This is a genomic window from Mycobacterium sp. NTMscope_MAC_269 (assembly GCF_976985695.1).
Genome location: NZ_OZ335668.1, coordinates 1,118,820 through 1,140,202 on the forward strand (window position 1 = coordinate 1,118,820; position 21,383 = coordinate 1,140,202).

General features: G+C 65.4%; 17 protein-coding genes. 15 read left to right on the forward strand and 2 right to left on the reverse strand.

Features of this window, described 5'->3' with window-relative positions; genetic code table 11:
• Positions 1-12: 12 nt before the first annotated feature.
• Positions 13-2,808, reverse strand: a complete 2,796-nt coding sequence (locus tag ACZ50Z_RS05660) for an ATP-binding protein (protein ID WP_464482649.1) — start codon at positions 2,806-2,808, stop codon at positions 13-15.
• 569 nt (positions 2,809-3,377) lie between these two features.
• Between ACZ50Z_RS05660 and ACZ50Z_RS05665 the strand changes: the two genes are divergently transcribed.
• The 14 genes from ACZ50Z_RS05665 (at position 3,378) to ACZ50Z_RS05730 (ending at position 19,929) form a co-directional block, all read left to right on the forward strand.
• Positions 3,378-5,162 carry a sigma-54-dependent Fis family transcriptional regulator gene (locus ACZ50Z_RS05665; RefSeq protein WP_464482650.1) on the forward strand — a complete coding sequence of 595 codons (1,785 nt, stop codon included), beginning with the start codon at positions 3,378-3,380 and terminating at the stop codon, positions 5,160-5,162.
• A 1,309-nt stretch (positions 5,163-6,471) separates the two neighbouring features.
• Positions 6,472-7,524 carry an alpha/beta hydrolase gene (locus tag ACZ50Z_RS05670; RefSeq protein ID WP_464482651.1) on the forward strand — a complete coding sequence of 351 codons (1,053 nt, stop codon included), beginning with the start codon at positions 6,472-6,474 and terminating at the stop codon, positions 7,522-7,524.
• Positions 7,525-7,549: 25 nt separating this feature from the next.
• Complete coding sequence (locus ACZ50Z_RS05675; protein WP_464482652.1) at positions 7,550-8,776, forward strand: PPE family protein; 1,227 nt, start codon at positions 7,550-7,552, stop codon at positions 8,774-8,776.
• Positions 8,777-8,939: 163 nt separating this feature from the next.
• Positions 8,940-9,185 carry a hypothetical protein gene (locus tag ACZ50Z_RS05680; RefSeq protein WP_464482653.1) on the forward strand — a complete coding sequence of 82 codons (246 nt, stop codon included), beginning with the start codon at positions 8,940-8,942 and terminating at the stop codon, positions 9,183-9,185.
• Entirely contained in the window at positions 9,185-10,105 is a 921-nt protein-coding gene (locus tag ACZ50Z_RS05685) for an NADP-dependent oxidoreductase (protein WP_464482654.1), read from the forward strand. The genes ACZ50Z_RS05680 and ACZ50Z_RS05685 overlap by 1 nt, the downstream gene beginning before the upstream one ends.
• A 61-nt stretch (positions 10,106-10,166) precedes the next feature.
• Positions 10,167-10,601, forward strand: a complete 435-nt coding sequence (locus tag ACZ50Z_RS05690) for a cupin domain-containing protein (protein WP_464482655.1) — start codon at positions 10,167-10,169, stop codon at positions 10,599-10,601.
• Positions 10,602-10,891: 290 nt separating this feature from the next.
• On the forward strand, positions 10,892-12,370 hold the full coding sequence (locus ACZ50Z_RS05695) for a dihydrolipoyl dehydrogenase family protein (RefSeq protein ID WP_464482656.1): 1,479 nt from the start codon (positions 10,892-10,894) through the stop codon (positions 12,368-12,370).
• Between the two features lie 65 nt (positions 12,371-12,435).
• A complete protein-coding gene (locus ACZ50Z_RS05700) occupies positions 12,436-13,398 on the forward strand; it encodes an NADP-dependent oxidoreductase (protein ID WP_464482657.1) in 963 nt (320 codons plus the stop codon).
• 30 nt (positions 13,399-13,428) lie between these two features.
• Positions 13,429-13,818, forward strand: a complete 390-nt coding sequence (locus ACZ50Z_RS05705) for a RidA family protein (protein ID WP_464482658.1) — start codon at positions 13,429-13,431, stop codon at positions 13,816-13,818.
• Entirely contained in the window at positions 13,815-14,480 is a 666-nt protein-coding gene (locus ACZ50Z_RS05710) for a nitroreductase family protein (protein ID WP_464482659.1), read from the forward strand. The genes ACZ50Z_RS05705 and ACZ50Z_RS05710 overlap by 4 nt, the downstream gene beginning before the upstream one ends.
• Before the next feature lie 52 nt (positions 14,481-14,532).
• Positions 14,533-16,002 carry an MFS transporter gene (locus ACZ50Z_RS05715; RefSeq protein WP_464482660.1) on the forward strand — a complete coding sequence of 490 codons (1,470 nt, stop codon included), beginning with the start codon at positions 14,533-14,535 and terminating at the stop codon, positions 16,000-16,002.
• Positions 16,003-16,144: 142 nt separating this feature from the next.
• Complete coding sequence (locus tag ACZ50Z_RS05720; protein WP_464482661.1) at positions 16,145-16,354, forward strand: hypothetical protein; 210 nt, start codon at positions 16,145-16,147, stop codon at positions 16,352-16,354.
• 210 nt (positions 16,355-16,564) lie between these two features.
• Positions 16,565-16,987, forward strand: coding sequence for an MmpS family transport accessory protein (locus tag ACZ50Z_RS05725; protein ID WP_464486107.1), 423 nt, complete (start codon positions 16,565-16,567; stop codon positions 16,985-16,987).
• Entirely contained in the window at positions 16,984-19,929 is a 2,946-nt protein-coding gene (locus ACZ50Z_RS05730; protein ID WP_464482662.1) for an MMPL/RND family transporter, read from the forward strand. The genes ACZ50Z_RS05725 and ACZ50Z_RS05730 overlap by 4 nt, the downstream gene beginning before the upstream one ends.
• A 20-nt stretch (positions 19,930-19,949) precedes the next feature.
• On the opposite strand, the gene ACZ50Z_RS05735 is transcribed toward ACZ50Z_RS05730, so the two are convergent.
• Positions 19,950-20,168, reverse strand: a complete 219-nt coding sequence (locus ACZ50Z_RS05735) for a ferric uptake regulation protein (RefSeq protein ID WP_464482663.1) — start codon at positions 20,166-20,168, stop codon at positions 19,950-19,952.
• A 404-nt stretch (positions 20,169-20,572) separates the two neighbouring features.
• On the opposite strand from ACZ50Z_RS05735, the gene ACZ50Z_RS05740 reads away from it, so the two are divergent.
• Positions 20,573-21,343: an SDR family NAD(P)-dependent oxidoreductase gene (locus ACZ50Z_RS05740; protein ID WP_464482664.1), complete on the forward strand. Its 771-nt coding sequence runs from the start codon at positions 20,573-20,575 to the stop codon at positions 21,341-21,343.
• The last annotated feature ends 40 nt before the right edge of the window (positions 21,344-21,383 follow it).

Below are 21,383 nucleotides of genomic sequence, written 5' to 3' on the forward strand. Positions count from 1 at the left end.
ATTTGCTACGGATCAATCCAAGCCGCCCATGAGCTGCGTCAATTGGGCGCGGGACGTGATGCCGAGCTTGGTGAACGCGTTGCGTACGTGGGTTTTCACGGTATGGGGGGAGAGGTGCAGTTGCTGTGCGGCGGAGCGGTTCGTGGCGCCTTCTGCGATGAGATGGATGACCGTGAGTTCCGAGTCGGTGAGGCTGTCCCAGCCCGTTTTTGCCCGCGGGTGGGTAACGATGCGTCGTTCCACGCCCAATCGGCGCAGTGCGCGGCCGACTCGGCGAGCATCGGCGGTCGCCCCGCACCCGATGTAGGTGTCGAATGCGCCGTTGAGGTGGTCGAGTGCCTCGGCGTTGCGCTGTGCGCGACTCAGTTCGCCACCGGCGTCCTCGGCCGCGCTGGCGTAGAGAAGCGGACGCTGCGACGAGCGGAGTGACTCCGCGGCAACCATCAGCGCCTGGGCGTCACGTTCGAGGATGCCGCGAATGTGCTGCGCGACCGTGACGAACAACCGTACCGGCGGCCGCTCGCGTTCGAGCAGGTCAACGGCGTCCAGGAGACGTGCTCGCAGGCCGGCATCGCCGGCGGCCGACGCCACCCGAGCTGTCAAGGTCAGCTGATCCAACACCGTCGGCAAGAACGGTGTCACGACGAGCGAGATATCGCCACCAAGCCAGCGGACCGCGTCATGAAGGTCGTCGCGCTGCCACGCCGCCAGCCCCAGCGCGCACGCCGCCCCGCGACGCACGGCCGGTGAACCGGTGATATACGCATCGCGCGCCTCACCCGTCATCGCTGCCAACAACGTTCGGTCGTCGGTACGGGCCGCGACCTCTGCCAGGGTGAACATGCGCATTGCTGTGACGAAGGTCGATCCCGTCCGCTCGGGCGTGGGCAGCCGCTCGGTGGTGGTGCGGGCAGCCGACAACCGGCCCGCTGCCACCTGCACCACCCCCGCCGTCAGGGCCCAGATGTGTAGCGCCATGCCGTCGTGTTCCTGCTGGGATTTTTGCGTGCGGCTCGCGACCAGCCGCGTGGCATCTTCCAGTCGTCCCACCACGGCGAGCAGGTTTGCCAGGTGGCACGCGGCGAGGTTGTGGGCCGTCATGTCGCCCGCGGGCGAGAGGGTTTGCAGCTCTTCGACGCGGTGCAGTGCGCGACCCGCGTACCCGTTCGCGCAGTCGAGGCAGGCGAGTGCAACCCCGGACAACATTCTCGACTCGAGATCGCCGGTGGTTGCCGCGGCCGCCGCCGCCTCGTCGGCTGCCGCGCTGTCCTGTCCGTGGAGGCCGTACATCGCCAGGTTGTACGCGAGCCACGCCTCATGTCGTGCGCGGGTGACGTCGGTGAGCTGAGGCAACTGAAGTGCGCGGCGGTTGTCTTCGATGTGCCGCGAGGTCGTATCGGTGATCGGCGTCCGGAGCCGGAGAAGAATCTCCGCCTCTTCTTCGGGTGCCAGCGCGGCGGACAGGGTTGTGCCGGCCAACCTTTCCGCCTCCTCGTAGCGTGTGGCCCGATTGAGCAGGACGATCGTTTCTGCCACGAGTGGCCCGCGTCCCGGGTCTTGGGGCGGCTGGAGTTCCAACGCGCGCTTGCTCAAATCCGATGCGGCGCCCGGATCGCTGTTGGCCACCGACTGAGCGGCTTCGCGGAGCGCGGCGATCGCGGCCTGATCTCCCACGTCGGCGCTGCGGGCCAGCTGGGTTGCGACCTCCTCGGGCGCCGCACCCATGTCCAGCATGACGCTCGCCGACTGCCGCTCCATTGCTCGGCGCAGCGACTGGGGCAAAGACTGTCGCGTCGCTTCGCGCAGCAGGTCGTGGCGAAACCTCATCTGTTCACCGTCTTCGATGAGCAGGTCGGCGCGGACCGCTTCTTCGACCGCCGATACCAGGGCGGCCGGACTGCGTTCCAGCATCGCGGCGAGCAGCCGGGCCGAGAACCGGTCGGGCAGCACCGCGGCGACGCGCACAACTTGGCTCGCAACGGGGGAGAGCTGCTCGAGTCGTTGCTGCATGGTGTCGCTGAGTCGTCGTGGCAACGTCTCCCCGGTGGCACCCGCGCGGCCGCCGCTGACTTCGAGTCGGCCCTCCTCGTCCAGTCCGCGCAGCAGCTCCGTGAGCAGGAACGGGTTGCCGTGCGCCTTGTCGGCCAGACTCAAGAGCGACGCATCCGCGTTGGCTTGCACGGCGTCTTGCACAATGTCGGCGACCGCGCTCGGCGGCATGGCCGTCAACCGCAGAAACGTGGCATCCTCGCGTTCCAGCGCGGTCAGCGTTTCACGAGCGACCGGCCCGCCGGCACCGGTTCGCGCGGTAAGCACCCACAGCACCGGCACATCCGGCCGGGTCGCGGCCAGCGACCGCAGCGCCAGCAGGGTGGCGTTGTCGGCCCAATGGATGTCCTCGAGGAGGACCGCCAGGGGCGTGCGGGACGCGGCCGCATGTATGGCGGCTTGCAAATCGCGCACCACCCAGTAGCGCAGATCGCTCGAAGTGCCCAAGCGGCGCAAGGCCTCCGCATCACCGACGGGCGGATCTGCGCGCAGGGTCGCCATGAAGAGCGAAAAGAATGGCACCGTCTGCTGGTACTCGAAGGCCTCACCGAACAGTGCCCGAACGCCGGCCTTCTCGGTGCGCGCCAAGACCTCGGTCAACAAGCGGCTCTTTCCGATGCCCGGTGGCCCTTCGATGACCAGTACGCCCCCGCGCCCTTGAGCGAGCGCTGCGATCAGCACATCGATGGCTTTCAGCTCGCCCGCCCGCCCGCGAATCGGCGGTGTGCGGACCTGCCCCGACGCACTCGCGGTGCTCACACGAACCGCCGCCCACCGACGTGCTGTAGGCGGGCGGTGGACATCCAAGTTATGCAATCCACAGTTCTCGCCACCGTTTGCGCTGGCAGTCAGTGTAGGCGTGTCCCTCCTGCGCGAGCACTGTGCGTCGCGTCCGACTGGATCCGCGTTCCCAGCAATTACGCCCGGTGTGCGCCCGCTTTTGCTGGCGGGCCCTAGCCCCAAGGACCTCATGATTTTCTGCTGATCCGCGCCCATGCTGTGCCCGCTCACCGTATGTCTCCTCGTTGCGTCGATGTATCGACCCCTGCCAACTCATGACATCGCCGAGTGCGGATGGTGAGCGTCTCAACATGAGGTGAACGGGTGTCTCAAAGTGAGACGGCGGCCGACGGTCCGTCATGGTCTTTCCGCTTGGCTTCGGGCGGGTGTGCCGGTTCATCTGAGCAACGCCACCGTCGCGCGCGTAGGGTAATCGCCGAAGATAAATGTTTGCTGTCTGCAGCGAAGGGACACCAAGTCTCCGGTCGCGGTCGGCGGGTGCCAGCCCGCCGCTTCGCGACGGTGACCCGGAGTCGAGGTAGTTGGGGATGGGTGCACAGGCGCGCCGCACGGCCGAACTCGAGCAGGCCAAGGAAACTTTCCTGCCCGTGGAGTCCCTTGACGTCATGCGCTCGCTCGATGAGGACATTCCGCGGCGCAGCGTCCTCGATTCGTGGCGTCGGTCCCAGGCCCTGCAAGTTCACCCCGACCAGGTCGAGTTGCCCTATGTGCGCGCACCCGACAGGGGTTCGCGCCTGGCGCGTGCGGCTGCGCCGGTGCTGCAGCGCGTCACCGTTGACCTGGCCGCACAAGATGTCAGCGTCGTCCTGACCTCAGCTGACGGTGTGGTCGTTGACCGGACCGCTGCGGCAGTGTCCATCCTCGACGCATTGGACACGGTGAGCCTCGCACCGGGCTATAGCTTGGCTGAAGAGGTGGCCGGCACCAACGGGATAGGCACGACCCTGGAAACCGGACAGCCCACGTTCATCGGTGGCAGCGAGCACTACGTCGCTATGTTCACCGGTTTCGCATGCGCGGGGTCACCGATCCGTGATCCGATAACGGGCAGACTCATCGGCGCCGTCAATCTGAGCTGTCTCGCCGACCGATCCGATCCACTGCTGCTCGCGCTGGCTACCAGCACCAGTCGCCACATTGAGGATCGCCTGCGCGCGGTGGCTCATGAGAGCGAGACGGCACTTCTGGAAGCCTATCTGCAACAGGCACGCCGGTATTCGGGCGGCGTGTTGGCGATCGGCGGCGATGTGGTGTTGATGAACCCCTACCTGCGTCGCACGCTCGACGGGAACGAGCAAATCGCACTGCTTGAACACGCCTCGGATCTGCTCACCTCCACGCTGTCGGGCACCGCGCTGGTTGTTCTGCCGAGGGGACACATCGCCAAAATCACTGCCGCCGACCGGTCGACGACACGCGGCGGGTGCCCCAATGCCGTTTTCCGCGTTGATCTTTCCGGCGAGACCGGCTCGCCATCGCGTCAAACCGGCCGCCTGGCACCCACCCATATTCCTGGCCTGGCAGGGCGCAATAGCGCCTGGCTGCGATGCTGCCAGCAGGTTCGGCAGTGTTGTCGCGACCGAGAATGGGTGATGATCGAGGGAGAAAAAGGATCCGGCCGGGCAAAGCTGGCGCAGGCGGTGGGGCAGTACGTGAAGCCGGACCGAACGATTCGCGTGATGCGCACCGAAACCTTCGCGAGCGCCGCGTCTTTCGTCGCCGAACTGGCGACATTGGCCGCCGACGAGGACTTCGCGGTGGTGATCGCCGACGTGGATGACATCGACCGGGACATACTCGAAGCGATCGCGTCGATGCTCGCTGCGCGCGCAGGTAAGGGGTGGATCGCGGCCACCACGAGTTCCGCGGCTGTTTCCGCACCGATCAAACACCTACTGCCGCTGTTCACCCATACCGTCACAGTGCCCGCGTTGCGACACAGGATTGACGACCTCGAGGAACTCGTGCCGCTACTGCTGCGCGAGATCACCCGGGGCGCCGATGTGGTACTGGCGCCCGAGGCCATGCGGCAACTGAGCAGGTTGCCGTGGCCGGGCAACGTCTCGCAGCTGCGTCGGGTCCTGACGGACACCGTTGCCCGCCAACGATCCGGCATCATCAGCGTCGACAAGTTGCCACCGGAGTGCCGGTCTGTCACACGTCGCAAGCTGACTCCGATGGAAGCTCTGGAGCGCGATGCGATCGTCCGCAGCCTTCAGGACAACGGCGGCAACAAACAAGAGGCGGCACGCGCCCTGGGCATGTCCCGCGCGACCATCTACCGCAAAATAAACGACTACGGCATCGCCTGACATCCTCGCGCATGTCGGCCGAAAAGCATTGGCCCACAATCATCGTCGGGAAGCCCCGCGTCCCTCGCCGTGGCTCGCCCAAGTTCCGGTCGCCGAAGCGGGGGTGCGCCGCGGGCGCCGGAACCCGCTGCGGCAACGCGATGAGCGGCTGACGGCCGCCCGAGTCCATCGCGCATCTTTTGGGTACCGGGTTGCTCGCCCATGCATGGCGGGGTGAGGTCGCGAATACCGACCTCACAGCGACGTTTCCCCTGGCAGCTCGTGGCGCTCGCAATATGTGGCAAATCACCCGGGTGAATCAGTTCGCTGGGCGATGACCACTCATCCCACGTCGGTTAATGCTGGCCTAACAACTGGCGAGCGGACGGTAGGCCGAGCCCACCACGCTTTCTGGGATCGCTGTTCGGGCCGCATGAGCGAGCAACGGGTCGCGATGAAGGTGGACAACCCGGATGTATCGATCACCGCGGAACGCCATCGCCACGAAGTGGAGAAAGACAGATGAAGCCTCGTCAATTTCAACGATCGCCTTCCGGTTACGGCTCCGGTGCCGCGCGAACACCATGGCTGCTGCATCGATTACGGGACGCCGCTGCATCTGCCCGGCATTGGGCGCGCCGGAACGGAGTCGCCGGCCTGGACGTCATCCCGGCGATCGAGGACCAACTTCACGCGTTGCAGCCCATCTGCAGTGCCCAGCAGCTGTCGACAGGCACCACGTGCGGTGCGCCGGCGGTGGCGGTCGCCGAGATACACGCCATCGACGGATGCGACCAAATGGGGCTAAGCCCGGACGGCGACCTCGTCGAAACGCTCTGTCAAGAGTGCCTGGCCACTGTGCGATGGGCAATGGCGACGTACGTGGGCGACAAACGCGAGATGGCGTCGCGCTGCGGCACCCGCCCGGCGTGCGCGACATGTGGGCGTTCCACTGGATACCTGCGCAGTGTCTTCGCTGTGCGCGCGATCGGGCCCGAGGGAAGATCATGATGACCCGGCTACGCGTTGCCTCCCTGTTTGTGGCTGTGGTGGCCGGTGACTACGCGCTCCTCGTGTTGATCAATGGTCGACTAATCGATTTCGGCGTCACCGCCGGCATCTGCGCAGGGTCCTTGGCCGCGGCGGGCCTGATCGCCTACGCCAGCAGGCGACGCCGCCAAGCGGTTGCGCGGGGACGTGCGGCTGTTTGGGAGCGTCGTGATCAGCAGGCGGGCGACACCACGAGCCCGCGGCCGCTGTCGGCGCAGACGCCCCGTGAAATCGGTTGGGGGCGTAGGGCAACCGATGAACCTGGCGCGGAAGCGTTGACATGAACGCGCCCGCCGCCGTGCCGGGTGCCCCGCGCCCCGGCCTAGGAGCCCCCAGGCCACGAGGAGCTCGACGGTCCCCGTTCCGCGCGGACGTCGTCGTCGATGTTATCCAGGACGGTCCGAGCATGGCTGGTCGGATCGCCTCGTTGAGTGCCCGACTGATGATCCGGCCCGCCTTGAGCGTCGGCAGCCACCTGCCCTCGGCACCGTGGCCATGGGGTGTCGTCGAGATCGCCGCTCGCGCCATCACGCCGCCGCCGGGCACGGTGCGCACGGGCGTCGCTCTGGCGCACTGCACCGCGCAGCTGGTCCGCGCCGCCGGAGTGCTACCGGCCGACGGCACCCACCGGGCCGTCCTGTACCTGCACGGCGGAGCCTTCCTCACCTGCGGCGCCCACTCGCACGGTCGGCTGGTCAGCATGCTGTCCAGCTTCGCCGACAGCCCTGTACTGGTGCCCAATTACCGCAAGATTCCCAATCATTCCATCGGCGAGGCGATCGAGGATTGCTACGACGGGTATCGGTGGTTGCGCCGACGGGGATACGAGCCGGACCAGATCGTGTTGGCCGGCGATTCCGCCGGCGGCTATCTGGCACTAGCGCTGGCCGAACGCCTCCTCGCGTGCGGTGAGCAGCCGGCAGCGATGGTGGCCATGTCGCCGCTGCTGCAACTGGCCACACAACCCAAAACGACTCACCCCAACATTCGCTCGGACGCGATGTTTCCGCCCGGAGCCTTCGACGCCTTCCACGCCTTGATCACTCGTGCCGCAGCACACCCCGCCGCCGACGGGGATTTTGGCGCGCTCTACGAGCCACTCGACCACATCCGACCCGGCTTGCCGCCCATGTTGATCCACGTGTCCGGTTGCGAGGTGTTGCTCCACGACGCGCAGCTGGCGGCTCAACGACTGGCCGCCGCCGGCGTGCCGGTCGAAGTGCAGGTGTGGCCGGGCCAAATCCACGTGTTCCAACTCGCCGCGCCGATGATCCCCGAAGCCACCCGCTCGTTGCGCCAGATCGGCCACTACATCCGCGAGGCGACGGGATAGCCCGAGGAACCTGAGGTTTTCGACGATGGATTTCGGGGCGCTGCCACCAGAAATCAACTCCGGCCGGATGTACGCCGGTCCCGGCTGCGGGTCGATGCTGGCTGCCTCGGCGGCCTGGGACGGGCTGGCGGCCGACCTGCATTCGGCAGCGGTCTCCTATGGGGTGGTGATCTCGGACCTGACCAGCGCAGCATGGCGGGGTCCCGCGTCGGTGGCGATGGCGGCCGCCGCCGCACCCTACGTCTTGTGGCTGACGACGACGGGTGCCCTGTGTGAGCAGGCTGCTGCCGGGGCCAGGGTCGTCGCAGCCGCCTACGAGGCCGCATTTGCGATGACGGTGCCTCCACCGGTGGTTGCGGCCAACCGCGCGCAGCTGATGTTGCTGATCGCGACAAATATCCTCGGGCAAAACACTCCGGCGATCGCGGCCACCGAAGCCGAGTACGGCGAAATGTGGGCCCAAGACGCCGGCGCAATGTACGGATATGCCGGCTTGTGCGCTGCAGCTTCGGCGTTACCGCCGTTCACCTCGGCCGCGCCCACCTCGAATCCCGCGGGCGTTGTCGCCCAGAAGGCGGCGGCAGCGAACGCCGGCGCCACGTCAGCGGCCACGGCGACCCAGACCATCATGTCGACGGGCTCGCGGCTGCTCTCCGCAATGCCCAATGCGCTTCAGGGACTTAGCTTGCCGCTATCGACCGCGGCACCCCTTCCATCGTTTTTGGAATTGCTGAGCTTACTGAGCCCGGTGAATCTGGCCGTCTCGTCGGCGGCGACAGCCATCACATCGACAGGGACGGCCGGTTCGTACGCCGGCTTGGGATTTGCGGCGCACTACGATGCAGACGGCGCCAGCAAAATGGATGCCATACTGCAGCGTTTGGGGGCGGCTCCGGAAGCCTCCGGGCCAGGCGCATCAATGTCATTGGGCTCGGCAGAACTAGGGCCGGGCGGCAACGCGGCGCCTGAATCGTCGGCGGGTTTGGGCCGGGCCTGTTCGGTTGGCGCGCTGTCGGTGCCGCCGAGTTGGGCCGCAGCCGCCCCGCCGATCAGGCGCATCTCGGTAGCGGGACCGGACACGCTCACCGGGACTGTTCCGACGGTCCTGGCAGCGATCCCAGAAAACCTGCTCAACGAAATGCTTTTAGCGGGCATGGCGGTACGCGGCATCGCCGGTAATGCCCCTCGAGGCCGGCCGAAAATCACCATCACCGTCACGCAGCACCCACCGGATAGCGAAAACGGGCGTTGACTCCGCGCCGGCGGAGTGGCCCGGATCGACCGCCTGCCCTGGAATGCCTTTCAATTCGCCCATTCATGGCTTTGCGCTCACCCGGGTGAATTTGCCCGCCGGGTGATGACGACTCACCCCGCGTCGATGAATGCTGGCCCAACAGCCGGCGAGCGGAGGGCAAGTGCAGTCGACGATGTATCAGATCTGCATTCGGGGCCGCGTGACCGAGCGGCTCGGGTGTGCACTTGAAGGTATGCGCCTCGAGGCCGGTGCGAACGACACCGTGTTCACCGGTGAAATCCGCGACCAGTCACAGCTTTACGGGCTCCTCGACCGGGTCCGTGACCTAGGTCTTGAGCTCGTCAGCGTGCAACCGCAGCTCACGGCTGACCCGGAGACACCAACCCACATCAGGAAGGACCTGTAATGCGAGCCATCACTGTTTCAGACCGTGACGCCGGTATCGCTGGCCTGTCGCTGACGGACCTGCCCTACCCTGAGGCGGCCGACAACGACGTCGTCGTGCGGGTACACGCCGCCGGTTTCACCCCCGGCGAGCTTGACTGGCCGCACACCTGGATCGACCGCTCGGGTCATGACCGCACGCCGAGCGTACCCGGCCACGAGTTATCAGGCGTCGTAGTTGAGTTAGGTTACGGCACAACACTTTTGAGTGTCGGTCAACGGGTGTTCGGGCTCGCCGACTGGGCCCGTAACGGCTCGCTGGCCGAGTACACCGCGGTGGAAGCCCGTAATCTCGCACCGTTGCCGATGGACATCGACCACACCGTGGCCGCGGCGCTCCCGATCTCTGGATTGGCCGCCTGGCAGGGCCTGTTCGACCACGGCCGCCTCGCGGCGGGACAGACGGTTCTGATCCACGGCGCTGCCGGTGGGGTCGGCTCGATCGCGGTGCAGCTCGCCCGTGAAGTCGGTGCGCGCGTTATCGGTACCGGCCGGACCGCAGACCGAGACCGGGCGGGGGAGCTCGGCGTACACACCTTCCTCGACCTGGAGACCGAAAAGCTCGAGGACGCAGGCGAAGTCGATGTGGTGTTTGACGTGATCGGCGGGGAAGTTCTCGCCCGATCGGCTGCTCTGGTACGCGCTGGCGGGACGCTCGTCACAATCGCCGAGCCGCCAAAGGCCCAGCCGCACGACGGACGGGCGGTTTTCTTCCTCGTGGAAGCCGATCGCGCTCAGCTCGCCGACCTCGCGGCGCGAGTGCGGGATGGACGCCTCAAGCCGGTAGTGGGTGCCGTGCTGCCGCTCGCCGAAGCTGCCACTGCGTTCGCCCCCGGTAAGCGCATCCCCGGCAAGACGATCCTGCGGGTCGTCGAGGACTGAAAAAACCGGCAAGGCGATCCCGTCAGCTGGTCTCCGGCATCCAACGGAAGGCGGCCGAAAAATGGCCCTAAAGGTACCACTCGCCGCACTGACGGCTGCGGTGCTGCTTGCGCCTGTGGCACACGCTGAGCCGACACCAGAGAATTCGGATCACGAGCCGGTGGTCCGGCCAGTGTTCAATCAGCCGACCAACGTTCCGGGCAAATCACTTGAGGCAGTGACCGTCAGCTATCCCCCCGGAGCCAAGAGCGGAGCTCACCACCACGCGAAATCGGCGTTCATCATGGCCTACGTGATCTCCGGAGCGATCCGCAGTCAAGTCGAAGGTGAGCCGGCGCGGGTCTATCACCCCGGCGAGACGTGGAGTGAAGCCCCCGGCGCCCACCACACCATCAGTGAAAATGCCAGCGCCACCGAACCCGCTGAATTGCTGGCGGTCTTCCTGCTCGATACCGGAGACGGACCACTCACCACGGACGACAACGCGAGAAGATGAGGCAGCGCACAACGACGAACAATGTTCGCACCGTTCGACATACACAATCTGACGACATTCCGATTTCCGGGAGAAGTCCATGCGTACCCCTGATCCGACCCGAATCGTCCGGATGGCATTGCGATTCTCGCTCGCCGCGGCTTACGCGATATTCGGAACGCCATCGTCGTCAGGCACCGCGGGCTCTGATTCAGTCGAGAAACTTCCAGCCGTCGTGCGCCGGCTCGTTGTGACGGTTGAGTCTCGCGCCCAACCACGGCTGGGCGAACCGAGCCTCGGATAGAGGGTAGATGAAAGCCGGTAAAGACTTCGACGTGATCGTCGTGGGTGGCGGGGTGGGAGGTGTGGCCGCAGTGCGAAAGCTTGCGTCCGTGGGCCTTTCGGTGGCGCTCGTTGAGGATCGCCTGGTCGGTGGGGAGTGTCATTACTGGGGCTGCAACCCGAGCAAAACGCTGCTTCGCCCGATCGAAGTGTTCAACCTCGCGAAGGCGGTCCCTGGTGTGCGAGAGTCTATTTCGGGTAGCGGATTGGACGTTGCGGCGGTTTTCGCGAAGCGCGACGCCATTATTGAGAATCTCTCGGACCAGGACCGAACAGCGTCACTGCGCGAAGCCGGTGTAGCGGTGTTTCATGGGTTCGGCCGGTTGAGCGGCGAACGAACAGTCCGGGTGGCCTACGCCCCGGGAGATACCACCGAAGCGGTCTTGACTGCACGCCACGCGGTCGTGCTGGCCACCGGCACCCGTCCTAACGTGCCGGAGATACGCGGTTTGGCGCAGGCGCACCCGTGGACCAATCGGGACGTGACGACCATGACACAGGTGCCAGAACGCGCGCTGGTGGTGGGTGGCGGCCCCGTGGGTGTCGAGTTCGCGACCATCCTGACCGGATTGGGCTCGGCGGTAACGCTTCTGGTGCGGGGGAGCACGCTTCTTCCCAGCTGCGAACCTGAAGCTCGCGACCTGGTTGCGCAGGCGCTGCGAAGCAATGGCGTCACGATTCACTTTGAGACAGAGCTATCGGGGGTAGCGCGTCCCGCGGCCGGTGGGCCCGTCACTGCAACTTTCCACCGCCAGGCCATCGAGGTAGACCAGATCGTCCTGGCCGCCGGACGGCGCACCAATACCGACAACATCGGACTGGAAACACTCGGCCTGCCCAGCGGCGGGATCGTTGCCGTGAACGACCATCTCCAGGCGGTCGATGTCGCAGGCGACTGGCTCTACGCCCTGGGAGATACCACCGGGCGGGCTCGGCTGTCTCATATCTCCACCTACCATGGCCGCCTCGTGGCCGACATCATCGCCGCCAGGGCCGCCGGGCGAGAACTGTCCGAGAACGAGCTGACTGCCCATGATGTCGGCAGCGTTGCACAGGTCATCTTCACTGAGCCTCAAGTGGCGTGGGTCGGGCGCACGGAAAGTCGAGCCCGCGCGGAAGGGTTCGCGGTACGGACGCGAACGGCCTGTTACCCCGGCGCACTGTCATTCCTGTCCCTTTTCAGGGAGGGCTTCCAAGGATGGGCGAAACTGGTCATCAATGCCGAGACCAACACCGTGCTCGGAGCGACGTTCGTCGGCCCGGAGTTCTCGGAACTGGTTCAAGCAGCCACCCTGGCCATCGTTGCGAAGGTCCCGGTGAGTCTCCTACGCCACGTTGTCGCGCCACACCCGACGGTCAACCAGGTCTGGGATCTGCTCGTCGCCCACGAGTCCGACCTTGCCCCGTCACTGAACGACGAGGCGTTCGAAGCACAGAAGAGCGCTTAGCGATTCGAGTTATCCATCAAACCCGCCAGACCTCAATCCTCGAAAGGAACCACGATGACCCACGAGTGGCCGGTCGTCTCGCCGTGACCATGCTGGTAGCGGGGGTCCGCACGCTCGGCGGCAAAGTGGAGATGCTGGAACTGGACGGCCCCCGTCCGTTGGTGGCCGACGAGGTCCTCATCGACGTTCGTGGTGCCGGGGTTGGCAACTGGGACAACATCATTCGTTATGGCGGCTGGGATGTGGGCACGACGCCGCCGCTGGCGCTCGGCGTCGAGGCCGCCGGGGTCATCCAAGCCGTCGGTGTCCAGCCGGGCGGATTCAGTGTGGACGACGAGGTGCTGTGCCACCCCGTGCCGCTACGCGACCAGGGCACGTGGGCGCCGGCCGTGATCGCACCCGTCGCGTCGCTCGCCCACAAGCCGCCCGAAATTCCGTGGGAGATCGCAGCGATCTTTCCGGTACCGGCATTGACCGCCGAGCAGGTGGTCGGCGAGGCGTTGGCCCTGCGCGGTGAAGAGACGTTGCTCGTTCATGGCGCGGGCGGAATCACCGGCGGGCTCATCGTCCAGTTGGCCGCCCTGCGCGGGGCCGATGTGCTCGCCACCGCCAGCCCGCGCAGCGCCGACCGGCTTCGCGGCCATGGTGCCCGCGAAGTAATCGACTACCGCGATCCGCTGTGGCCCCGACATGCAAGGGCGTTGACGAACGACTCCATCGGCGCCGTCGCCAACGCGGCGCCGGGGGGTGCTGCTGTGGCGATGACCGCGCTCGTCGACGGCGGCCGGCTGGCCACCATCACCCCGGATCCACCCACCTCGACCCGCGGAATCAGCGTGACAGCGGTTTACGTCCGTTCCGACGGGGCTCAACTCAAGCGCCTCACCGCGCTACTCGCCTCCGGTCAATTGAGCATGCCGACCCCACGCTCCTGCGGCCTTGATCAGGCCGCCGCCGCCCTCGCTCACGTCGTCGCAGGCCACGAGCCCGGCGGAGTAGTGATCACGGAACAAACCTCAGGAAGTTAGCGCAAACCCCACTACCAAAGGAGCCAGCAGATGACCACCATTACCCCGATCCTCACCGGAGTCGCCGATCACATCGGACACTACGCCGACGCTGTCAGCGTATCCGGCGGCGGCACAACAATTTTCGTCTCCGGAACGCCCGGGGTGCGCGAAGACGGCACTCTGCCCGAGGACTTCACCGAGGAGGCGCGTCAGTGCTGGACCAATGTCGAAAACGCGCTCGGCAAGGCCGGCGCCAAGCTCACCGACGTTGTCTACATGCGCCAGTGGGTCACCAGTCGCGACAACGCGTCCGCCTACCTGGCGGTGAGTAAAGAGTTCATCCGCCATCGACCCGGCGGTATGTTCAGCCTCATCGACGGGCTGGTATGGCCGGACATCCGCGTCGAAGTCGAAGTGATCGCCATCCTGCCGGCATGAGCGATTACGCGAAAGTCGACTTGTCCACCGATGAACTGCTGACCACGACCCGCTCGGTGCGTAGACGACTCGATCTGACCAGACCCGTTCCCCTCGCCCTGATCCGGGAATGCCTGGAGATCGCAGTGCAGGCACCGACGTCGGCCAACGTGCAGAACTGGAGCTTCATCGTGGTCACCGAGGCCGAACAGCGCCGCGCGATCGCCGATGTGTACCGCCGCACATGGGACCGGATCGCCGCGTCCCCCTTCGCGGTCGCCCACCGGTTCAAGGGGGACCCCGCGCGCAATCGCGAGCAACGCAAAGTGTCCGACAGCGCGGCGTACCTCGCAGAGCATTTCAGCGAGGTCCCCGTCTTGATGATCCCGTGCGTCGAGGTGATCGACGGTGACGGCACGCTGACGGGCGAAAACGCCAACCAGTATTGGAGTTCGATCATGCCCGCCACCTGGAGCTACATGCTCGCGGCGCGCTCTCGGGGCCTGGGAACCACGTGGACTGGAGTGACCATCATGGCCGCCGACGAGATGCGGGCCATCCTCGGCCTGCCCGACAACGTGTACCACGCCACGACCATCCCCACCGCCTACTACACCGGCACTACCTTCCGCCGAGCCCGACGGGTTCCACTGGATGACGTGATGCATTTCGACCGATGGTGAGCCGCAATAGGTTTGGCGCCCAGTCGCGGTCACGTGCCGAACGGACTCCGCAGTGACGTTGCGTGAAGCGGCACCGACCAGCCGCGCGATGGTGGTTGCGGTGACGGTGTCGATAGTCGCGTTCCTCGACTCCACCGTGATCAACCTGGCGTTGCCGGCCGTCGAGCACGACCTCGGCGGTGGCCTGGCGTCGCAGCAGTGGATCATTGACGGCTACCTGTTGGCGATGGCGGCTGCGATTCTGCCCGGCGGGTCCATCTCGGATCTGGTCGGACGCGTTCCGGTGATGCGGTTCGGGCTGTTGGCTTTCGGGGCGGGCTCGGTCTTGGCGGCGGTTGCCACCTCACCGGCGATGTTGATCACCGCGCGCCTATTCCAAGGTTTGGGTGCGGCGTTCCTCGTGCCGGGCTCGCTGGCGTTGATCAACACGGTGTTCGACAAAGCACACCGGTCCGCGGCGATCGGCGTCTGGACCGGGTGGACGGGAACCGCGTTCGCGCTGGGCCCCCTGCTAGGGGGACTGTGCGTCGATTTATTCGGCTGGCGTTGGATTTTCGTGTTGTCCGCGATCCCCATGGCGGTCGGCTATGCGCTGACCTTCTGGCTTTGCCCAGTGTCGGGGCGGGTCGAGGGCGCCCGTATCGATATCGCTGGGGTGGGCTTGTCGTCGGCTGGGCTTGCCGCGACGGTGTATGCGCTGATCGAAGCGCAGCGCGACGGCTGGACCGACCCGGTGGTAATGACACCTTTGGTGATCGGGATCGCGGCCCTGGCCGGCTTCGTGAGCTGGCAGCGCCGCAGCAAGTGCCCGATGCTTCCGTTGCCGCTGTTCACCTTTAGCAACTTCGCTGCGGCGAACGTCGTCACCGCCTTCGTGTACGGCGCACTGACGCTGGGATCGCTGGCCGTAGCCCTCTACACCCAAGAGATCGGGGGGTACTCGGCCACTGCGGCCGGACTGGCCACCTTGCCGATCCCGGCCCTGTCGTTCGTGTTCGCCCGTCATGTCGGTCGCATTGCCGAGCGGGTGGGGCCACGCGCGTTCCTGATTGGGGGCCCCGCCTTGGCGGGGGTCGGGCTGCTACTGATCCGCCCGAAACCTGCTGAATTCCATGCGGTTACCGACCTCGTCCCCGGGATGACCGTCCTAGCCTTCGGACTGGTCGCGACGGTCACACCGCTGACGTCGGTGACACTGGCCTCGGTGCCCACCCAACACAGCGGCCTGGCGTCGGCGATCAACAACGCCGTCTCGCGGCTCGCCGCGCTGATGTCGATCGGGTCGATGGGCCTGATCACCGCCGGCATGGCGAGCGCCGCCGGATTCGCCCACGTGTTTCAGGTGAGCGCCGTACTGTTCGGGCTGGGCGCGTTGTGCGCCGCGCTGTTGATAACCAATCCTCCTACCGGATACCAACCCGTCCCGTGCGACATCGCGGCCCTGTGCCGTGACCGACCCGGTGTGCAACCCGCTGTCGCTAGCAACCCGTCGGCCGCGACCGAGGCATCCCCTCCGCGGTGATCCCGCACGGGGTACTTCAACGTGGCAGCGACAAGTCGGAGGAAAGATGTCAGCACTACCCGTAGTGTCCGGAGCCCAAAGACCACGAGCGCATGATGACCATGCTGACTGGTTTTGGATCACCCAGGCCGTGTGTGCTGCAGTGACTTTCGACTTGGCTGATCATCTCGCATCAGGTTCCGACACGGCTGAAGCGATCGCGCGGAGGAATGCATCGATCCGGACGCCACGCGGAGATGGCAAGAAGCGTGACCTCGCCGAGTCCGACGCGCTCTTCGCCACCACCGGACTTCGCCGCACGACCGTCGGCCAGGCTGGGCAGTTCGCCGTCATAGAAACCGTAGGGATGTGAACACGGCATCCGCCACAGGCGTCTGCGAACGCGCAACGGACAGGACATCGTTGCGGCGATCAGTGAAAGGCGCTGCAACCTTCACCATCACAACAAGGGGGCCCGCCCCGGGAATCAACTCGACGCCTATGGCGTTCGGCTAGCCGTGGCACACGCGAAGAGATGCCTTAATATCAGGCCGTCCGGCATTCCTGATCGGGGGGCGCGGTGTTGAGGCTTCTCAAGCGGGCATGGGTTCCGCTGGTTGTGGTCGTGGCACTGATCGTCGGCGGTGTTGCCGTGATCCGGCTCAACGGCGTTTTCCCAGGACCTGGCCTGCCCAAGCCTGATCCCCGGGACGCGACCCCGCCCTATGCCGCCAAGACCGCCATCTACGAAATCCTCGGACCGCCCGGGACGACCGGCGTCGTCAACTGGATGGATGCGGAGTCACTACCGCAGAAGGCCAGCTTCACCACATTGCCGTGGTCGACGACGATCGTCGCCGAGATGCCCGGCATCTTCGCCTACGTCGTCGCCCAAGGTGACAGCCCCTACATCGGCTGCCGCATCACCGTCGACGGCAAGTTGGTCGATCAACAACAGGCCAACAACCGCAACGCGCAGGTTTCCTGCTTGGACAAGTCCGCGTGAGCAGCGATAGCAGCGACGCTGGCGACACGGATGAAATCCCCGTCGCGCCGCACACCTCGGTCGAGCGCAAACCACGTCTGGCCCGCACCATCCGCGTCGTGGCGTTGCCGATCATCATTGTGTGGCTGCTGATCGCGGTCGCCGTCAACGTCTTCGTCCCACAGTTGGAGAAGGTTGCCGAGGAAGTCTCGGTGCCGCTCTCGCCGTCCGACGCGCCTTCGGTGACCGGGATGAAGCACATCGGGGAGAAGTTCAAGGAGTACGACTCCGACAACCTCGTCCTGGTGACCCTGGTCGGTGACAAACCGCTCGGCGAGGACGCTCATCGCTTTTACGACGATCTGGTCAAAAAGCTGCAGCAGGACCACGAGCACGTCGAGCATGCGCTGAATTTCTGGGGACAGCGATTCACGTCCTCGGGTGTGGAGAGCTACGACCACAAGGCCGCCTATGTACAGGTCAACCTGCGCGGTGACCAGGGCGGAGCCGTCGGCGACAAATCGGTTGCGGCGGTTCGCAAAATCGTCGCGGACGCGAAGCCGCCAGCGGGGGTGAAGGCCTACGTCGCCGGTCAGGGAGCCCTGACCGCCGACACGATCGTGGTCGGCGACGCGAGCCTGGCCAAGATGACGATCATCACCATCATCATCATCGCGATCATGCTGATGTTCGTCTATCGATCCATCGGCACGGTGCTGTTGACGATGGTCATCTTGTTCGTCGGGCTGGCCACCGGCCGCGGCGTGGTAGCGCTGCTGGGCGAAACCGGGATCATGGGGCTGTCGACGTTCGCCGTCAACTTGTTGACGGCGCTGGCCATCGCGGCTGGCACCGATTACGCGATATTCATGGTCGGCCGCTACCAGGAGGGCCGAGAACGGGGGCTGGACCGCGAGGCCGCCTACTACGACACCTTCGCCGGTGTCACGAAGGTGGTGCTGGGTTCAGGTTTGACGATCGTCGGGGCGCTGGCCTGCCTGAAGTTCACCCGGCTGCCGTACTTCAGTTCGCTGGCGTTTCCGTGCGCGGTGGGTCTGCTGGTGGTGGTGGCCGCCGGGGTCACCCTGACGCCGGCACTGATCGCGTTCGCAAGCGGCTTCGGCCTGTTCGACCCGAAGCGCGAATTCAACTACACCCGGTGGCGCCGTCTGGCGACGGCCATCGTGCGGTGGCCGGCGCCGATCCTCGCCACCTCCGTGATCTTGGCGATCGTCGGCGCAATTGGCTTGATGGGCTTCACCCCGCGCTACAACGATTTGTATTACCTGCCGCAGAGCGCTTCTTCGGTGAAGGCCTACACCGCGGCCGATCAACACTTCACCCAGGCTCGCTTGAACCCTGACCTGCTGATGATCGAATCAGACCACGATCTGCGCAATCCCAGAGACATGCTGGTCCTGGACAAGATCGCCGGCGCCATCTTCCGGGTGCCCGGCATCGAACGGGTGCAGAGCATCACCAGACCTCTCGGCCCGCCGATTCAGGACGGATCCATTCCGTTCCAGCTCAGTGTGCAAAGCGCGCCGATCCGCAGCAACCTGAACTACCTGAAGGACCGTGTCGGCGACATCAAGAAGATCACCGGTTTCCTCGACACTCAGATTGCCCTCTTGGAGCGCCAGTACGCGGTGACCCAGAGGCTCGCGAACGCCGCGGACGACAGCTCGAAGACGACGGGTGAGACGGCGGCGATCACGGACGAGATCCGGGACCACATAGCGGATTTCGACGATTTCTGGAGACCGATCCGCAGTTATTTTTACTGGGAAAAGCACTGCTACGACATCCCGATCTGCTGGTCGCTGCGAAGCCTGTTCAGCGCCCTGGACGGGTTCGATCAGCTGGCCGAGAAGTTCCACGCCCTCACCACCGATCTCACCGACACCGCCAAGGCCACGCGCGAGCTGCTGGCGATCATCCCCGAGAACATCGCTGTCTCGAAGTCGATCCGGGATACGACGCTGACCATCTACAGCTCGTTCGATAGCCTGATCGATCAGTTCGACCGGCTGACCGACACCAATGCCGTGATGGGCAAGTCGTTCAACGACTCTCAGGTGGAGAGCCTGTTCTACCTGCCACCCGAAATCTTCCAGAACCCCGATTTTCAGCTGGGCTTGAGCTTGATGGTGTCGCCGGACGGCAAGGCCGCTCGCTTCATCATCACCCACGCTGTGGACCCGGCGACTTCAAAGGGAATCGCGTCCGTCGATCAGGAGCGCCAAGCGGCCAAGGAGGCGCTGAAACTCACCTCGCTGGAGAACGCCGACATCTACCTCGGCGGCACGGCCGCAACGTTTTACGACATCGCGAACGGCGCCAAGTACGACCTGATGATCGCCGGCGTGGCCTCGATCGTGCTCATCTTCATCATCATGGTGATCGTCACCCGCGCTTTGGTCGCAGCGGGCGTCATTGTCGGCACCATCGTGATGTCGCTCGGCGCCGCCTTCGGGTTCTCCACACTGATCTGGCAGCACCTCGGTAACTTCCAGTTACACTGGGTGGCAACCGAATTCGCGTTGATCGTGCTTTTGGCAGTGGGCTCCGATTACAACCTGATGCTGGTGTCCCGCATCGAAGAGGAGATCGGAGCCGGCCTGAAAACCGGACTCATCCGTGGCATGGGTGTGACCGGCCCGGTGGTGACAGCCGCCGGTGTGGTGTTCGCCGTCACCATGGGAACGATGATCACCAGCGATCTCCGGGCGATCGGCCAATTCGGCACGACGATCGGCATCGGGCTGTTGTTCGATACTTTCGTCGTCCGATCGCTCATCACGCCGTCGATCATGACGGTGATGGGACGCTGGTTCTGGTGGCCGAAGCGGGTGCGGGTCCGGCCGGCCAGCCTGATGCTGCGGTCCGTGGGGCCCCGCCCGCTGGTCCGTGCGCTGTTGCACCAGCCCCGGCACGCCGTCGCGCCGGATCCGCGGACCTAGCATCCGGCGCGGCGATCGGTCTACGTCGCGCGCTGCGCCGCCATGGCCGCTTCGCGCCGCGCCTTCTCTTTCGCGTGGGCGGAGCAGCAATGCCCCATATCGCAATGGAAGCGGTCACTGCATTCATGCGAACAATAGATCGATGCGGCCGGCAGCCAGTCCGGATCGGACAGATCACGCGGCCGGGCGTTCGGATCGAACGTGTGGCCGCAGTGCACACAGGTCTTGGTCTTGACCATACTGGTCAGGGTACGCGCCATGGTCTTAAATCGGTGCTGGTTTCACCTCGACGGCGCACGATCTACGTTTCGCGAAACAGGTGGCGCGCAATTCAAGCTCGCCTTTATGCGGCGGCGGCCAGCGGACGCGATCGACGCGGCGCGCAAACGATTGACACTCTGCCCGCAGGCGCCTATCCATTCACGGATCGGTTTGCGGCGGCGCATTACTCACCCGGGTGAATAGGTGGTTGGGGTGATGACAGCTCGCCCCTCCTGGCTGCAGTCTCAGTCTCGGTGCGAGCAGCAGAACGGGGGATTGCCACCCGTCATCGAGGCGTTCGATCTTCGTGCGTCACACATCGTCGACCCGGGTGCCGACGGTCCCGTAGAAGCCGTCGGAGAACTTGGAAGGGACGCCGAATATGCATTTCGAGGCCAAGAAGGTCGTCGTCGTCGGCGGCAGTGCCGGTATGGGTCGCCAGGCTGCGCTTGACGTTGTCGACCATGGCGGCAGTGCGGTAATCGTCGGACAGTCGCAAGTCCGGGTCGATGAGACCATCGCTGAGCTGACGAGCCGGCGTGGACAGGCGTGGGGCATCGCCGCCGACCTGACGGATCGTGCTGCCGTCACGGAGGTGCAGCGCGCGCTGTCCGAACAGCACAGCGACGCGACACTTCTCGTCAACGCGGCCGGATTCTTCATCCCGAAGCCATTTCTCGAGTATGACGCGCAGTTCTACGACTCCTACATGGAACTCAACTACGCCCTGTTCTTCCTGACGCAGACGGTCGTTGCGGGCATGATCTCCCGCGGCGAGGGTGGGGCCATCGTCAACATCGGCAGCATGTGGGCACATCAGGCGATCGGCCGGACCCCATCGGCTGGGCACTCCATGCAAAAGGCGGGGCTGCACGCGCTCACCCACAATCTGGCTATCGAGCTTGCCCAGTACAAGATTCGCGTCAACGCGGTGGCACCTGCTGCCGTGAAGACGCCCGCCCTTCAGCGGTGGGTCCCGAAGGACGAGATCGACGCCACGCTCGACAGCTTCGCGCCGTTTCATCCATTGGGTCGAGTCGGCACGCCCGCCGACGTCGCCAACGCCATCACGTATCTGCTCTCCGACCAGGCCAGCTGGGTCACCGGCGCAATCCTCAACATCGACGGCGGCGTCATGGCCGGCCGCAACTGATCGAACGCGTACTACCGACAAGCCGATCCGGTGTCGCTCA

Coding starts and splice junctions, on each gene's coding strand:
- ACZ50Z_RS05735 (WP_464482663.1), bottom strand. CDS start 20,168: ATGGTCAAGACCAAGACCTGTGTGCACTGCGGCCACACGTTCGATCCG.
- ACZ50Z_RS05705 (WP_464482658.1), top strand. CDS start 13,429: ATGACCACCATTACCCCGATCCTCACCGGAGTCGCCGATCACATCGGA.
- ACZ50Z_RS05740 (WP_464482664.1), top strand. CDS start 20,573: ATGCATTTCGAGGCCAAGAAGGTCGTCGTCGTCGGCGGCAGTGCCGGT.
- ACZ50Z_RS05695 (WP_464482656.1), top strand. CDS start 10,892: ATGAAAGCCGGTAAAGACTTCGACGTGATCGTCGTGGGTGGCGGGGTG.
- ACZ50Z_RS05670 (WP_464482651.1), top strand. CDS start 6,472: ATGAACGCGCCCGCCGCCGTGCCGGGTGCCCCGCGCCCCGGCCTAGGA.
- ACZ50Z_RS05710 (WP_464482659.1), top strand. CDS start 13,815: ATGAGCGATTACGCGAAAGTCGACTTGTCCACCGATGAACTGCTGACC.
- ACZ50Z_RS05665 (WP_464482650.1), top strand. CDS start 3,378: ATGGGTGCACAGGCGCGCCGCACGGCCGAACTCGAGCAGGCCAAGGAA.
- ACZ50Z_RS05690 (WP_464482655.1), top strand. CDS start 10,167: ATGGCCCTAAAGGTACCACTCGCCGCACTGACGGCTGCGGTGCTGCTT.
- ACZ50Z_RS05675 (WP_464482652.1), top strand. CDS start 7,550: ATGGATTTCGGGGCGCTGCCACCAGAAATCAACTCCGGCCGGATGTAC.
- ACZ50Z_RS05685 (WP_464482654.1), top strand. CDS start 9,185: ATGCGAGCCATCACTGTTTCAGACCGTGACGCCGGTATCGCTGGCCTG.